13 protein-coding genes and 3 pseudogenes are annotated in these 14,123 nt (G+C 42.7%); 7 read left to right on the forward strand and 9 right to left on the reverse strand.

The window, feature by feature from the left end; genetic code table 11:
• Window positions 1–61: 61 nt before the first annotated feature.
• From brpA to MK370_RS10950, 5 genes and pseudogenes are all read right to left on the reverse strand, one after another.
• Window positions 62–1,300 (reverse strand): biofilm formation/cell division transcriptional regulator BrpA, encoded by a 1,239-nt coding sequence (brpA, locus tag MK370_RS10930; RefSeq protein ID WP_268685268.1) that lies wholly within the window; start codon window positions 1,298–1,300, stop codon window positions 62–64.
• Window positions 1,301–1,307: 7 nt separating this feature from the next.
• Window positions 1,308–1,829 (reverse strand): GNAT family N-acetyltransferase, encoded by a 522-nt coding sequence (locus MK370_RS10935; RefSeq protein WP_268685269.1) that lies wholly within the window; start codon window positions 1,827–1,829, stop codon window positions 1,308–1,310.
• Window positions 1,822–2,262, reverse strand: a complete 441-nt coding sequence (tsaE, locus tag MK370_RS10940; protein ID WP_268685270.1) for a tRNA (adenosine(37)-N6)-threonylcarbamoyltransferase complex ATPase subunit type 1 TsaE — start codon at window positions 2,260–2,262, stop codon at window positions 1,822–1,824. The genes MK370_RS10935 and tsaE overlap by 8 nt, the downstream gene beginning before the upstream one ends.
• 139 nt (window positions 2,263–2,401) lie before the next feature.
• Window positions 2,402–3,822 (reverse strand): annotated as a pseudogene (locus MK370_RS10945) (NCS2 family permease).
• Window positions 3,823–3,966: 144 nt separating this feature from the next.
• Window positions 3,967–4,569, reverse strand: a complete 603-nt coding sequence (locus tag MK370_RS10950; RefSeq protein ID WP_268685271.1) for a DUF1361 domain-containing protein — start codon at window positions 4,567–4,569, stop codon at window positions 3,967–3,969.
• A gap of 124 nt (window positions 4,570–4,693) precedes the next feature.
• Between MK370_RS10950 and MK370_RS10955 the strand changes: the two genes are divergently transcribed.
• From MK370_RS10955 to serS, 7 genes and pseudogenes are all read left to right on the forward strand, one after another.
• Window positions 4,694–5,506, forward strand: a complete 813-nt coding sequence (locus MK370_RS10955) for a Cof-type HAD-IIB family hydrolase (protein WP_268685272.1) — start codon at window positions 4,694–4,696, stop codon at window positions 5,504–5,506.
• 277 nt (window positions 5,507–5,783) lie between these two features.
• A pseudogene (gene adhP, locus MK370_RS10960) lies at window positions 5,784–6,743 on the forward strand (alcohol dehydrogenase AdhP).
• 460 nt (window positions 6,744–7,203) lie between these two features.
• Complete coding sequence (locus tag MK370_RS10965; RefSeq protein WP_049553138.1) at window positions 7,204–8,199, forward strand: PTS sugar transporter subunit IIB; 996 nt, start codon at window positions 7,204–7,206, stop codon at window positions 8,197–8,199.
• Between the two features lie 44 nt (window positions 8,200–8,243).
• Window positions 8,244–9,050: a PTS mannose/fructose/sorbose transporter subunit IIC gene (locus MK370_RS10970; RefSeq protein WP_002893578.1), complete on the forward strand. Its 807-nt coding sequence runs from the start codon at window positions 8,244–8,246 to the stop codon at window positions 9,048–9,050.
• A gap of 18 nt (window positions 9,051–9,068) precedes the next feature.
• A complete protein-coding gene (locus MK370_RS10975; protein WP_002893579.1) occupies window positions 9,069–10,010 on the forward strand; it encodes a PTS system mannose/fructose/sorbose family transporter subunit IID in 942 nt (313 codons plus the stop codon).
• A 70-nt stretch (window positions 10,011–10,080) separates the two neighbouring features.
• Window positions 10,081–10,452: a DUF956 family protein gene (locus MK370_RS10980; RefSeq protein WP_268685273.1), complete on the forward strand. Its 372-nt coding sequence runs from the start codon at window positions 10,081–10,083 to the stop codon at window positions 10,450–10,452.
• A 212-nt stretch (window positions 10,453–10,664) separates the two neighbouring features.
• Window positions 10,665–11,942 carry a serine--tRNA ligase gene (gene serS / locus MK370_RS10985; protein ID WP_268685274.1) on the forward strand — a complete coding sequence of 426 codons (1,278 nt, stop codon included), beginning with the start codon at window positions 10,665–10,667 and terminating at the stop codon, window positions 11,940–11,942.
• A 142-nt stretch (window positions 11,943–12,084) separates the two neighbouring features.
• Here the strand turns inward: serS and MK370_RS10990 are convergent.
• The 4 genes and pseudogenes from MK370_RS10990 to efp all read right to left on the reverse strand — a co-directional run bounded on the left by MK370_RS10990 (window position 12,085) and on the right by efp (window position 14,112).
• A pseudogene (locus MK370_RS10990) lies at window positions 12,085–12,486 on the reverse strand (transposase).
• Window positions 12,487–12,718: 232 nt separating this feature from the next.
• Window positions 12,719–13,150 (reverse strand): transcription antitermination factor NusB, encoded by a 432-nt coding sequence (gene nusB / locus MK370_RS10995; RefSeq protein ID WP_033179114.1) that lies wholly within the window; start codon window positions 13,148–13,150, stop codon window positions 12,719–12,721.
• Window positions 13,143–13,532: an Asp23/Gls24 family envelope stress response protein gene (locus MK370_RS11000; RefSeq protein ID WP_002896484.1), complete on the reverse strand. Its 390-nt coding sequence runs from the start codon at window positions 13,530–13,532 to the stop codon at window positions 13,143–13,145. Before MK370_RS11000 ends, nusB begins: the two co-directional genes overlap by 8 nt.
• A 19-nt stretch (window positions 13,533–13,551) precedes the next feature.
• On the reverse strand, window positions 13,552–14,112 hold the full coding sequence (gene efp / locus MK370_RS11005) for an elongation factor P (protein WP_002896485.1): 561 nt from the start codon (window positions 14,110–14,112) through the stop codon (window positions 13,552–13,554).
• Window positions 14,113–14,123 lie beyond the last annotated feature (11 nt).

Raw genomic sequence — 14,123 nt, forward strand, 5'->3', positions numbered from 1 at the left:
AATTGTCTAACTTTTTGGGGTCAGTACAATTTTGTCCCGGCCTCTTTTTATATTTAACTTTTTACTCTGTAGTCGCATTGACTACTGGCTGACTTTGTGGGGCGCTGACACTAACATCTGCCGCTGGGGCGGAGGAAGCTGCCGGAGCAACTGGAGTCGTATTCGTAGTTCCAACTGTTGTATCTGTCGTCGGATAAGAGTAATTCTCATAGCCATTATTATAAGTTGGCTGATTATAAGGAGGCACGTAGTTACTATTGCTTTCTGTACTGATAGACGTACTGCTGCTATTGCTGCTTCTTAGACTGTTGCCGCCCATAATATCTTCATAGAGAACAGCGTTGGTCTTCAGACTCTTGACTTTGTCCAAGCCCAGAGACTTGCGGATTAGATTCTGCATGCTCAGCAAATGCTCTGAAGTCACCAGCTGATAGCTTCCACCGTCAGGCAAGGTCGCATCTTCTCCACGCAGCTGCTCAGATTTGATGTTTTTAAAGGCATCCTGATAGCCTAGCAGTTGGGGAATGCTTTTTGAATCAAGCGCGATATTGGTCTGCATATTGTTGCTGACAGCTTTTAAAATGGCCTGATAATGGCTGACACTGTTGAGACTGAGAACTTTTTCAACCACTTTCTTAATTACTTCACGTTGACGTTTTTGGCGGCCATAGTCACCCTCTGGATCCTGATAGCGCATGCGAGCATAGACCAGCGCCTGATCACCATTGATGGTTTGCTTGCCAGGTTCCACCTTAGCAGTATACTCAGGCTCATTATCCTCAATAGAAATTGGGAAGTCAAAGGTATTATTGACCTCAATACCACCTACTGCGTCTACTAACTGAACCAAGCCCTGCATATTGATCATCACATAGCGGTCGATGTGGATATTCATCAAGCCCTCAATAGTCGAAATGGCTAACTCTGCTCCGCCAGTTGCATAGGCTGCATTCAGCTTGGCTTCAACTGTCTGACCGTTCTCATCAATCTGAGTCAGAATATCACGTTCCAAACTCATCATGACCGTTTTCTTGGTCTTGGGATTGACACTCAGGAGAATCATGGTATCGCTGTTCCCGACCCAAGTATCCTCGCGGGAGCCGCTCCCTGTATCTACACCCATCAGCAAGATGGTCATGGGCTTAGTCGCAGAAATGACATCTGTCTCATTTCCCAAGCCCTTATAAGTCTTGGACAGTTCATCTGTTGACTGACCATAGATTGTCCAAGCATAAGTACCGATACCAGCTGTCGTTACGACCACGAGGCTGAGAAACATCATTATAATCTTTTTAAACATATCTTTTTTAGTCTATCAGTTTACCCATCAGGTAAACATCAAGAAATATCCCTTCTTTTAAATAGGCTCCTCTTTTTTGTAAGCCTTCAATTTCAAATCCTAAATCTTTATAAAGGTGAACTGCTCGTTCATTTCTAACCTGAACGCTCAATTCCAAACGTCTAATAACTTGAGAATCTTCTGCCCAAGTCAGTGCCTCTTCCAGCAATATGCGTCCCAGTCCTTGGTTCCAGAAAGCTTTCTTCACAACAACAAAGACTTGACCAATATGGCGAATTCGCTCATGGAAATCAGCTGTGATGCTGACTAAGCCAGCAATCTCACCATTTAAAAGCGCCAACAGATAAAGCTGATTACTAGAAGCAGCCTGATGTTCAATGAACGAAGCCATCTCCTCTTGATTCATCAAAATTCCAGCCTCGTCCAGCGTCATATAATCTGACTCAGACCCGACCTGATTGAGGAAGGCAATCAGATTAGCAGCATCTGTTTTTTCTGCTTCACGCAAGCATAATTCATATTCAGTCATTCTGCAGTCCCTCAAGTAGCTCTTGGGCTCGCTTTCCTTGGGCTTCAAAAACCAATTCACGCCCATCTTCCTTTTTCAAGAGACTTAATTTGAGATAGTCTTCAGGTAGATTTTCTCCCAGCAGCTCCCCCCATTCAATGACCGTCACACCCTCCCCAAAGAGAAAGTCATCCAAATCAATGGAATCTGGATCGTCTCCGATGCGGTAGACATCCAGATGATAGAGCGGCAAGCGCCCCTCGTATTCCCGAACAATGGTATAGGTTGGACTTTTAATTATCTGACTGATGCGCAACCCTAGAGCCAGACCCTTAGTAAAGGTTGTCTTCCCTGCTCCTAAATCTCCCGTTAAAACCAGTACATCCCCCGCCTGAAGCAATTTGCCCAGACGCTGACCCCACTGGATTAATTCTTCCTCATTATGACTAAACATTCTCTTATTATACCAGAAAAAATTTTTTTCTGCTTAATTTTGCAAAAGAAAAATCAGCCGCAAAAAGCTGATTTTTTATACTAAAAATATAAGCTATCCAAACTTCACTAGACACAAGGAAATCCAGCAATGCTTAGACTTAATTTAATGCCAGATTTACGAAATTCAAAATAAAGAGAAGATCCAAAATCCAAATCATAGAATGCACATCCTTGGCTTGACCTTTGAAGATTTTGACCAAGGTGTAGGTGATAAATCCAGCTGCTATCCCGTGAGTGATAGAGTAGGCAAATCCCATAAAAATAGAAGTAAAGAAAGCTGGAATGGCTTCTGCCATATCATCCCAATGGATGTTTTTCAGACTAGCCAGCATCATAATCCCCACGATAATGAGAATCGGTGCAGTTGCAGCATTAGGAACAATAGCCAAGAGTGGGCTAAAGAAGCTTGACACCGTAAAGCAGATGGCTACGACCAAGGCGGTCAGACCTGTTCGGCCGCCAGCTCCGATACCAGCTGCAGACTCCACATAAGTCGTCACGTTAGAGGTTCCAGCAATGGCTCCGATAGAGGTCCCGATGAGGTCTGCATAGAGAGCCTTATCCAAGCCTTCTGATTCATGGTTTTCCCAGAAGTCGCCACAATCCCGACCTTTTCACCAGTACCGATTAAGGTACCAATGGTGTCAAAAATATCTGTCAAGGAGAAAGCCAGAATAGCCATAAATGTCTGAGGCCAGCGAGCTGAATCTGCTAAAAGGGCACCCAGACCTTTCGGACCTACTGCCACCCCAAAAATCTGCCCCAGTTCACTAACAGCAGTGCCAATGTTATTCTGCCCAAAGTCAATAGCTGACAAATCAACCAAGCCAACCAGAATAGCTACCACTGTCGTGACCAGAATAGATAGGATAACACCACCCTTGATATTTTTCACGATAAAGAAGATTGTGATGGCCAAACCGACTAAGGCTACGATGACAGCTGGATTGTTAAAGTCTACCAGACCGGGAGTTGCTGCCGAATTAGCCGTAATAGCCGCTGCAGCCTTATCTGCTCCCTTACCAGCTACTGTATAATTGCCTGGATCGATTGAAAACTTGAGCAAGCCAGCATTTTTAATACCTACATAGGCCAGAAAGACCCCGATCCCAGCTGAAATAGCTGCTCGCAAAGAACCTGGAATTGACTCAATGATCATCTTACGCACCTTGGTCAGAGTGATAATGAGCGAAATAATCCCGCAGATAAAGACCATAGCCAAGGCTTCCTGCCAAGTGTAGCCCAAGGCAAAGACGACCGTAAAAGTGAAAAAGGCATTCAAACCCATGCCCGGTGCCTGCGCATAAGGCAAGTTGGCAAAGAAGGCCATCATCAAGGTTCCGGCAACAGCTCCGATAATCGTAGCTAGAAAAACACCCTGCTTGGGCATACCTGTCTGAGCCAGCATGGCCGGATTGACGAATAAAATGTAGGACATGGCAAAAAAAGTCGTCAGACCCGCCAAAACTTCTGTCCGGACATTTGTCCCTTTTTCGGTCAGTTTGAAAAATTTATCCATTTTTCAACAAATCTCCTTTTGAGTAAAATTTCTAATATCTAGTTCAATAACAAAGAAAAACAGATTGGATTTCGTTTATTTGCGAACAATATTTTAAATTATAATAAAAAACATTCACTTTTTCAAGATGAATGTCTCGCTTTCTTATTTTTTATTATCTCTCATCAGAAATACCAAACTCATAAACTGTAAAAAAGTAAAACCAAGAATAAATGGCAGACGATCAGACTGTAAAGTTTGCAAGAGCTTCTGTAGAACCAGCTGAGGATGAAGCAATAAATCCCAGCTATTGAGGCGATCATAACGTCCTATGTAGATAGCCAGACTGGACACAGCCGACAGAGCTGCCGTCAGCAATAAGTCCAAATACCAGTTAAGCTTCCAGCGTTCCTTAATGACATACCAGCTCTCCATACCACAGAAAATACCGAATAAAATACTGGAAACAAAAGCTAAAAAGAGCAGGAAAACACTTGGCTTACTTAGAACATCTGCCACCCAAGTCATATGAATCAAATCAGTAATCATATAGAAAGTGTTGGGGAAGAAAAGCAACCACAGCAGGAAAAGAAGAGGATATACCCACTTCTGCTTCTTGAATAAAAGTGTCAAGACAGCTGCATCATAGCTGATTAAGGCCAAGGTCATATTCCAGATGAGATAGGTCGGACCGCCATTTAGAGATTGGATATAGATAAAAAAGGCAATCATCAGAAAAAGAGCATGAATCATGATTGGTTTACGCATAAAAAAAAGCTCCTCCTTAGTGTGTCATAATTGTGACTGATTAGAGCACCATTATAACATAAGTCGTGTTATTTACACTGAATTCTGTTATAATAGTCTGTATTATCACTGAAAAGAGACTCACATGGCAAAAAAAGTAATCGCTGTGGACTTGGACGGAACCTTGCTGGATTCTAACAGCAATCTGTCTGACTTCACCAAAGAAACTATCAAAAAAATTTCCCAAAAGGGCCACAAGGTTATTATCACAACAGGCCGGCCCTACCGCATGGCTTTGAAATATTATAAAGAATTAGAGCTCAATACGCCCATGATCAACTTCAATGGCTCTTTGACTCACATTCCAGAAAAGAAATGGGACTTTGAAAAATCGCTGACGCTGGATAAATCCTTTCTGCTGGATATGGTTAAGCGCAAGGATGAGATTGAAGCGGATTTCATTGCTGGCGAATACCGCAATAAATTCTATATCACCAATCCCAATGAAGAAATCGCTGATCCCAAACTCTTTGGCATCGATGCTTTCAAACCAGAAAACCAGTTTCAAGCTAATCTGGTAACGGAGAATCCTAACGCCATTCTCCTGCAGACGCGAGCAGCTGACAAATATGCTCTTGCAGAGGAAATGAATGCTTTTTACCAGCATGAACTTTCTATCAACTCTTGGGGCGGCCCACTCAACATCCTCGAGTGTGCTCCCAAAGGGGTCAATAAGGCCTTTGCCCTTCAGTACCTACTTAATATTCTCAATGTAGACCGTAAAAATCTGATTGCCTTTGGCGATGAGCAAAATGATACTGAGATGCTGTCCTTTGCTGGCACTGGCTATGCCATGAAAAATGCTAATGCCGCCCTGCTGCCCTACGCCGACCAGCAATTATCTTTGACCAATGACCAAGATGGCGTTGCCCACGAACTTAACAAACTTTTTTTATAAAAGTAGACAATTAGGCAAACTCTGTTCGAGAGTTTGTCTTTTCTTTTTTGTCTTCTCTCGACCTCAATCATGCTCAAAAGCTTTAAAAATAGGAGCTTATCAGCTATGTCAGAATATTGGAGTGAATTTACGCTTGGATTTTTAAGCGTTTGCTATTTGTTTGAGTTTGTAATATATTTAACATAATCAAAAACTAAATAACAGGAGGAAACTACTTATGAAAGCAGTTGTTGTAAATCCATAGGGAACTAATGTCCAACTCATCGAAAATAAAGAAATGAGTCCTCTTGAAACAGGGTAAGCTCTCGTTGATATCAGATACTGTGGTGTCTGCCATACTGATTTGCACGTCGCACATGGTGACTTTGGCAAGGTATCAGGTCGCGTTCTTGGGCATGAAGGTATCGGTATTGTCAAAGAAAGCGCACTAGATGTCAAAAGTCTCACAGTCGGAGATCGCGTCAGCGTCGCTTGGTTCTTTGAAGGATGTGGTGCTTGTGAATACTGTACAACTGCCCGCGAAACCCTTTGCCGGACAGTAAAAAACGCTGGTTATTCCGTTGACGGTGGGATGGCAGAGCAATGTATCGTAACAGCAGACTACGCTGTAAAAGTCTCAGAAGGACTGGATCCTGCCCAAGCTTCTTCTATCACCTGTGCCTGCGTAACCACCTACAAGGCAATCAAAGAAGCCCAGCTGCAGCCAGGCCAATGGACAGTTATTTTTGGAGCAAGTGGTTTGGGTAACCTAGCGGTTCAATACGCCAAGAAAGTCTTTAATGCCCATGTTGTCGCTGTTGATATCAACAATGATAAACCAGTTTTTGCCAAAGAAGTTGGTGCTGATATCGTCATCAACGGCCATGAAGTTGAAGATGTTGCTGCTCTTATCCAAGAAAAAACTGGCGGTGCGCATTCTGCAGTAGTAACAGCTGTTTCTAAAGTTGACTTCAACCAAGCTGTTGATTCTGTTCGTGCTGGCGGTCGGGTAGTCGCCGTTGGATTGCCATCTGAAATGATGGACCTCAGTATTGTCAAAACCGTTTTAGATGGTATCCAAGTCATCGGTTCCCTCGTGGGTACTCGCAAGGACTTGGAAGAAGCCTTTCAGTTTGGTGCTGAAGGATTAGTGGTTCCTGTCGTTCAAAAACGCTCTGTTTCAGATGCTGTGGATGTCTTTGACGAAATAGAAGCGGGTACCATTCAGAGACGTATGGTACTTGACTTCACACACTAATACTTTAAAGCATTTCAGTCCCAACATTTACCAAACTCTTGGAAACTTATGATGGACAGACTTGATATTATTTAGAAACTTTTGCCATTATAGAGGGAGACTAAAGACATAAGATGCGATTTTCTGTCTTTGGTTCTCCTCTTTCTTTTTTGATAAACAAACACTTTCTCAAACACGATTCTTTTCTTTCATTTCAAAAGTCTCTTTCATATTATTTCATATTTTTTCATATATTAATCTGTTGTATTTTCTGTTTTCCTAATTTATTAAAACATTCCTATAGCTAAGGTTTGCTTATACCTATATTTATCAGGGGTTCAGCAAATAATGACATTTTTGAAAGAAAAAGTCGTTTTTAGGAACAAACGCTTGCATTTTTCATGAAAACGTTTTATAATAAACTTGCCTTAAAGTTTTCTTAAAACTTAAGTCAAACATTTTATAAGGAGGAATGTCAATAATGAGTATCGGAATCATTATTGCTAGCCACGGTGAATTTGCTGCTGGTATTCATCAATCAGGTTCTATGATTTTCGGTGAGCAGGAAAAAGTACAAGTTGTAACTTTCATGCCCAACGAAGGACCAGATGATCTTTATGCAAAGTTCAATGACGCTGTGGCTTCGTTTGATGCGGACGATGAAGTGTTAGTCTTGGCTGACCTTTGGAGTGGCTCTCCATTCAACCAAGCTAGCCGTGTCATGGGTGAAAATCCAGACCGCAAGTTCGCTATCATTACAGGCTTGAACCTGCCTATGCTGATTCAAGCTTATACAGAAAGAATGATGGATGCCAATGCCGGCGTTGAAGCTGTTGTTGCTAACATCATCAAAGAAGCCAAGGAAGGAGTCAAAGCTCTGCCTGAAGAGCTGAATCCTGTTGCTGAAGAAGCAAATGCTCCTGCTGCAGCTGCTCCAGTTGCCCAAGCAGCAATCCCTGAAGGGACTGTAATCGGTGACGGCAAGCTCAAAATCAACCTTGCCCGGATCGACACACGCTTGCTGCACGGTCAGGTAGCAACAGCTTGGACGCCAGATTCAAAAGCAGATCGTATTATTGTTGCTTCTGACTCAGTAGCTCAAGATGAACTTCGTAAAGAATTGATTAAGCAAGCTGCACCAGGAAATGTCAAAGCCAATGTAGTTCCAATTGACAAATTGATTGCTGTTTCAAAAGACCCTCGCTTTGGCAACACACATGCCTTGATTCTATTTGAAACTCCTCAAGATGCCCTCCGTGCTATTGAAGGCGGTGTGCCAATCAAGACCCTTAACGTTGGTTCTATGGCTCACTCAACTGGTAAAACGATGGTCAACAACGTACTTTCAATGGACAAGGAAGATGTTGCTACTTATGAAAAGCTGCGTGACCTTGGCGTTGAATTCGACGTACGTAAAGTACCAAATGACTCTAAAAAAGATTTGTTTGATTTGATTAAGAAAGCCAACGTGCAGTAGAATCAAACGTTTTGCTTTTATTAATTTACGAAAGGATTTAGAACATGTCTATTATTTCTATGGTTTTAGTAGTCTTTGTTGCCTTCTTAGCTGGTCTAGAAGGTATCTTAGACCAATTCCAATTCCACCAACCACTGGTTGCTTGTACCTTAATTGGACTGGTAACTGGTAATTTGGCTGCCGGTGTTATGCTGGGTGGCTCTCTCCAGCTAATCGCTCTTGGCTGGGCTAATATCGGAGCTGCTGTAGCACCTGATGCTGCCCTCGCTTCTGTTGCCGCTGCCATCATCATGGTACTAGGTGGAGACTTCTCAAGCAAAGGAATTGCTGTAGCACAAGGTGTTGCTATTCCGCTTGCTGTTGCTGGTCTCTTCTTGACTATGATTGTCCGTACTTTGTCAGTCGGTTTGGTTCACGGTGCAGATGCTGCTGCGAAAAAAGGAGACATTAAAGGAGTTGAACGCGCTCACTTTATCGCTCTCTTCATGCAAGGAGCACGTATTGCTATCCCGGCAGCACTTCTTTTGATGATTCCAGCTGAGTCTGTTAAATCTGCTCTTGAAGCTATGCCAGCTTGGCTATCAGAAGGTATGCAAATCGGTGGTGGTATGGTTGTAGCCGTTGGTTATGCAATGGTTATCAACATGATGGCAACTCGTGAAGTATGGCCATTCTTCGCTATTGGTTTTGCTTTGGCTGCTGTCAGCGAACTCACTCTGATTGCCCTCGGTGCAATTGGTGTCGCTATTGCCCTCATCTACCTTGCCTTGTCTAAAAAAGGCGGAAATGGTGGCGGTGGAGCAACAGCTTCATCTAACGATCCAATCGGCGACATCCTAGAAGACTACTAAGAAAGGAGACACACTATCATGACAGAATTAAATACTGTAAAACCTGATGAGTCAGGAAAATTGACTCTTTCAAAGGCTGACCGTCAAAAAGTTTGGTGGCGTTCTACTTTCTTGCAAGGTTCTTGGAACTACGAACGTATGCAAAACTTGGGCTGGGCTTATTCACTGATTCCAGCTATTAAGAAACTTTATACTAAAAAAGAAGATCAAGCTGCAGCTCTTGAGCGTCACTTGGAATTCTTCAACACTCACCCATATGTTGCAGCTCCAATCATCGGAGTTACACTTGCGCTTGAAGAAGAAAAAGCAAATGGTGCAGCAATTGACGATGCGGCTATCCAAGGGGTTAAAATCGGTATGATGGGACCTCTGGCTGGTATCGGAGACCCTGTCTTCTGGTTCACAGTTCGTCCTATCCTTGGTGCACTTGGGGCATCTCTTGCTTTGACTGGAAATATCATTGGTCCACTTATCTTCTTCTTAGCTTGGAATGCTATCCGGATGGCTTTCCTCTGGTACACACAAGAATTGGGCTACAAGGCTGGTTCTGAAATCACTAAGGACATGTCTGGTGGTATCCTCCAAGACATTACCAAAGGTGCTTCAATCCTAGGTATGTTTATCTTGGCTGTTCTGGTTGAGCGCTGGGTATCTATTAAGTTTGTCTTTAACGTTTCATCTGTTAAGCTAGATGATAAAGCATATATTCATTGGGACAAATTGTCTAGTGGCTATAAGGGTATCCAAGAAGCCTTTGCTCAAGTAGGTCAAGGACTATCTCAAACCCCTGAAAAAGTTACAACTTTCCAACAAAACTTGGATTCCTTGATTCCTGGTTTGATGGGACTACTTCTAACTTTCGCTTGTATGTGGTTGCTTAAGAAGAAAGTATCCCCTATCACTATCATCATCGCCCTCTTTGTAGTTGGTGTACTAGCTCACGTTGCTGGTTTGATGTAATCAAAAAGAAGGTTTCGGCCTTCTTTTTATTGTGGTATAATAGCTATATTATCTAAAAGGGAGTTACTCTATGGCAAAGTCACAAAACAAAACAGTTGAGTTTAATACTACTGGCGTATCCTATCTTGGATTAGGCGGAAAGGTTGGGAAATTTTTAATCGGCGAGACTGCTCTGGAGTTTTACGCTGATGCCAATGTAGAAGACTATATCCAGCTGCCTTGGACGAGCATAACTGCTATCGGTGCTAATGTTTCTGGCAAGAAAGTCAGCCGCCATTTTGAAATATGGACTGACAAAGGAAAGTTTCTCTTTGCCTCCAAAGACTCTGGTAAGATTCTCAAAATCGCGCGAGAACATATCGGCAACGACAAGGTCGTTAGATTGCCGACCTTGATGCAAAATATTGGCAAATTTTTTAAAAACCTATTTGCAAAAAAATAAATTTTCTAGTATAATCTAGGAAACGGATAAGTACTATTGGGCACTTTTCAGAAAGTCTGCGGTGGCTGTGAGCAGATAAGGAGAAAATAGGAAATTCTACCGTTAGTTTAAAAATGAATAATTAAGCAAGTGCACTTTTGTGAAGTTGGATGGAACCGCGGTTATGCCGCTCCAACAGTTTCATAAAGTGCTTTTTATTTTTGGAGGTACCTATGTTAGATTTAAAACGAATCCGTACGGACTTTGATTCTGTTGCTGAAAAATTAGCTACGAGAGGTGTTGACGCCGCTACCCTTAACCAAATGAAAACCATTGACAAAGAACGCCGGGATTTGTTAGTCAAGGTCGAAGAACTCAAGGCTGAGCGCAATACTGTTTCCGCTGAAATTGCTCAAGCTAAACGCAACAAGGAAAATGCAGATGACAAGATTGATGCTATGCAAAAACTTTCTGCTGAGGTCAAGAACTTAGACGCAAGCTTGGCTGAGCTGGATGCTAAGTTGACTGAATTCACTACCACTCTGCCTAATATCCCGCACGATAGTGTTCCTGTGGGAGCAGATGAGGACGAAAACGTCGAAGTTCGTCGCTGGGGTACGCCGCGCCAATTTGACTTTGAAGCTAAAGCTCACTGGGATCTTGGTGAAGAACTCGACATCCTCGACTGGGAGCGTGGGGCAAAAGTTACTGGTGCTCGCTTCCTCTTCTATAAGGGCTTGGGAGCAAGACTTGAGCGTGCTATCTACAATTTTATGCTGGACGAGCATGGCAAAGAAGGCTACACAGAAGTCATCACTCCCTACATGGTCAACCATGATTCTATGTTTGGGACTGGGCAATATCCTAAGTTCAAAGAAGATACGTTTGAGCTAAGCGATACCAACTTCGTTCTGATTCCGACTGCTGAAGTTCCGCTGACCAACTACTACCGAGATGAAATTTTGGACGGCAAAGAATTGCCAATCTACTTCACAGCTATGAGTCCATCATTCCGCTCTGAAGCTGGTTCTGCCGGTCGTGACACGCGCGGTCTCATTCGTTTGCACCAATTCCACAAGGTTGAAATGGTGAAATTTGCCAAGCCAGAAGAATCATATGAAGAGCTAGAAAAGATGACTGCCAACGCTGAAAACATCCTGCAAAAGTTGAATCTGCCTTACCGCGTTGTAGCACTCTGTACTGGAGATATGGGCTTCTCAGCTGCTAAGACCTACGACTTGGAAGTTTGGATTCCAGCTCAGAACACCTACCGTGAAATCTCTAGTTGCTCTAACACAGAAGATTTCCAAGCTCGTCGAGCTCAAATCCGCTACCGTGACGAAGCAGATGGCAAGGTCAAACTCCTTCATACTCTCAACGGTTCTGGACTGGCTGTCGGACGCACAGTGGCAGCTATCTTAGAGAATTACCAAAACGAAGATGGCTCTGTGACTATCCCAGAGGTTCTTCGTCCTTACATGGGTGGATTAGAAGTTATAGCGCCAAAATAATTCACCTCATCTAACAGATAGTTTGTAGCAGAGATATAAGTCTAGCTCATATCAAAAGCCAGCGCCAAAAGACGCTGGCTTTCACTTTGTTCGAGCCTCATTGCTCTTGACTCGTCACAAGCCTCCCAAAGAGGCGTTTGCATTACTTGCCACTATCTCTACTTAGATATTCACCTTCTTTCAAACTTAATCTATCCATTGCTATATTGTGCTTTTCCTGCTCTTGTATATCTTTCTTGATTGTGGCTTCGTTGAGTTCAACTGTACTCACGTAATAGCTTTCTGCTCAGAAATACCTCTTCTCAAATTTATACTTAGGATTGGCATGTTTACAAAACATCGCAAGAGTACTTTTACCTTTCAAGTAACCCATAAAATTTGAAACACCTGTTTTTGATGGGATATTCAATAACATACACGATCCGGTATAAAGTGTCCTTCTATAATTTCAATATCCCTATAAACACATAATATTCCACCTAAACTACTTTGATATTGATTTTCAATTTATACTTAAGTGTAAACACAATGCGATAGAACACATCCACTTTATATGTGATAAACTATGTACTTTTTGCGCTTTTTTCTCCTTTCACTTTACAATTTGGCTTGAACACCTTTATTGTATCGTATTTGGATTTTTTTTAATATAATCCTTGATGCGCTGCAGAATAGCGGGTGGTTTATTTGTCTCGTACCTTACGGAGCGAGACGAACTGAATGTCACAAATCAAAAAAAGGTCAAGACACTTGTCTTGACCTTCATTTTATTCAACTTATTCAACGATAAATTGACTCAAAATCCCATTAATGAACTTACTGGACTTTTCGTCAGAAAATTGCTTGGAAAGCTCAATGGCTTCATTGACTGCTACCAACTGTGGCGTGTCAAACTCTGTAATCTCAAAGATACCTAGACGCAGGATATTTTTCTCTACCAGCGTCAGACGATCCACAGTCCAGCCCTTTTTGAGGTGCTGGGCAATTTTCTTGTCCAAGTCGTCCTTGGACTGGACCACACCGGAGACCAGATTGAGCAAGAAGGCTGGAATATCAGCTTCCGCTGCTTTGTCAGCCCCTTCGTCCTTATCATAAGAATAGGCAAAGCGACAAGCTTCTACAAGATCCCCTTCATACTCTAGGCTCATCAGGGCCTGAAAAGCCCGCTGGCGCAGACCTCTTCTGGATTCCAACAATATATCAGTCATTGAGGAAGTCCTCATCAAATAGATCTTTCAAGTCTGGCTTCGGTGCCTTTTCTGGAACAATGCCTGCCACATGGATATTGACAGCAGACAGCTCTACCTCAGCCATATCAAAAACAGCGCTTTTTACAGCCTTCTGGATTGCTACTGCAACAGTCGGAACGCTGACACCGTATTCCAAATACAGATAGATGTCTACAGTCACATCACCTGTCTCATCTGTATGGAGCGATACTCCACGACCGAGTGAGCGCATAGAAAGACTGTCTGACATACTCTTATTTGCGAAGGAATAAACACCTTCTACCTTTGCCGTTGCAATGGCAATGATTTTTTCCAAAACACGTGGCGCAATGACGATTTCACCTAATTGTTCAGCTGCCATAGTTATTACCTCTTCTATATTATGCGCGAGAAACGTAAGTTCCTTCTGCTGTGTTGATGATTAATTTTTGTCCAACTTCGATGAAATCTGGTACGTTGACAACAAGACCAGTCTCAAGTGTCGCTGGCTTACCAGATCCGGTAACAGTAGCTCCCTTGATAGATGGCTGAGTATCTGTCACGACCAATTCAACTGTTGTTGGTACTGTCACACCAATCACTTCTGTTCCGTAGAACTGGATTTTCACATCAGAGTTTTCAAGGATGAATTTCAATTCTTCTTCTACATTGACTACTGGAATTTCATATTGATCGTAAGTCTCAGTATTCATGAAATAAGCAGTGTCATCCATTTGGTACAAGTATTGAGCTGGAACAGTTTCAATAATGGCTTGTTCAAATTTTTCTTCAGGACGGTAGCTGGTATCAAAGGTAGAGCCAGTACGAACATCGCGCAACTTCATACGCATAATCGTATTTCCCTTACCTGGCTTGTGGTGGCTCGCTTCCAAAACGCGGATGAGTTTCCCATCAGCTGTTTCGAAGGTCATTCCAGCTTTCAGCTTACTTGCTTCAATCATTCTATATTACC

The sequence above is a fragment of the Streptococcus sanguinis genome (genome assembly GCF_026781265.1).
Taxonomy (GTDB): domain Bacteria; phylum Bacillota; class Bacilli; order Lactobacillales; family Streptococcaceae; genus Streptococcus; species Streptococcus sanguinis_T.

Excerpts from the sequence above, each read along its gene's own strand:
- brpA (WP_268685268.1), bottom strand. The coding sequence starts at position 1,300 with ATGTTTAAAAAGATTATAATGATGTTTCTCAGCCTCGTGGTCGTAACG.
- tsaE (WP_268685270.1), bottom strand. The coding sequence starts at position 2,262 with ATGTTTAGTCATAATGAGGAAGAATTAATCCAGTGGGGTCAGCGTCTG.
- MK370_RS10980 (WP_268685273.1), top strand. The coding sequence starts at position 10,081 with ATGGCAAAGTCACAAAACAAAACAGTTGAGTTTAATACTACTGGCGTA.
- MK370_RS10935 (WP_268685269.1), bottom strand. The coding sequence starts at position 1,829 with ATGACTGAATATGAATTATGCTTGCGTGAAGCAGAAAAAACAGATGCT.
- MK370_RS10965 (WP_049553138.1), top strand. The coding sequence starts at position 7,204 with ATGAGTATCGGAATCATTATTGCTAGCCACGGTGAATTTGCTGCTGGT.
- MK370_RS10950 (WP_268685271.1), bottom strand. The coding sequence starts at position 4,569 with ATGCGTAAACCAATCATGATTCATGCTCTTTTTCTGATGATTGCCTTT.
- efp (WP_002896485.1), bottom strand. The coding sequence starts at position 14,112 with ATGATTGAAGCAAGTAAGCTGAAAGCTGGAATGACCTTCGAAACAGCT.
- MK370_RS10955 (WP_268685272.1), top strand. The coding sequence starts at position 4,694 with ATGGCAAAAAAAGTAATCGCTGTGGACTTGGACGGAACCTTGCTGGAT.
- serS (WP_268685274.1), top strand. The coding sequence starts at position 10,665 with ATGTTAGATTTAAAACGAATCCGTACGGACTTTGATTCTGTTGCTGAA.
- MK370_RS10975 (WP_002893579.1), top strand. The coding sequence starts at position 9,069 with ATGACAGAATTAAATACTGTAAAACCTGATGAGTCAGGAAAATTGACT.
- MK370_RS10970 (WP_002893578.1), top strand. The coding sequence starts at position 8,244 with ATGTCTATTATTTCTATGGTTTTAGTAGTCTTTGTTGCCTTCTTAGCT.
- nusB (WP_033179114.1), bottom strand. The coding sequence starts at position 13,150 with ATGACTGATATATTGTTGGAATCCAGAAGAGGTCTGCGCCAGCGGGCT.
- MK370_RS11000 (WP_002896484.1), bottom strand. The coding sequence starts at position 13,532 with ATGGCAGCTGAACAATTAGGTGAAATCGTCATTGCGCCACGTGTTTTG.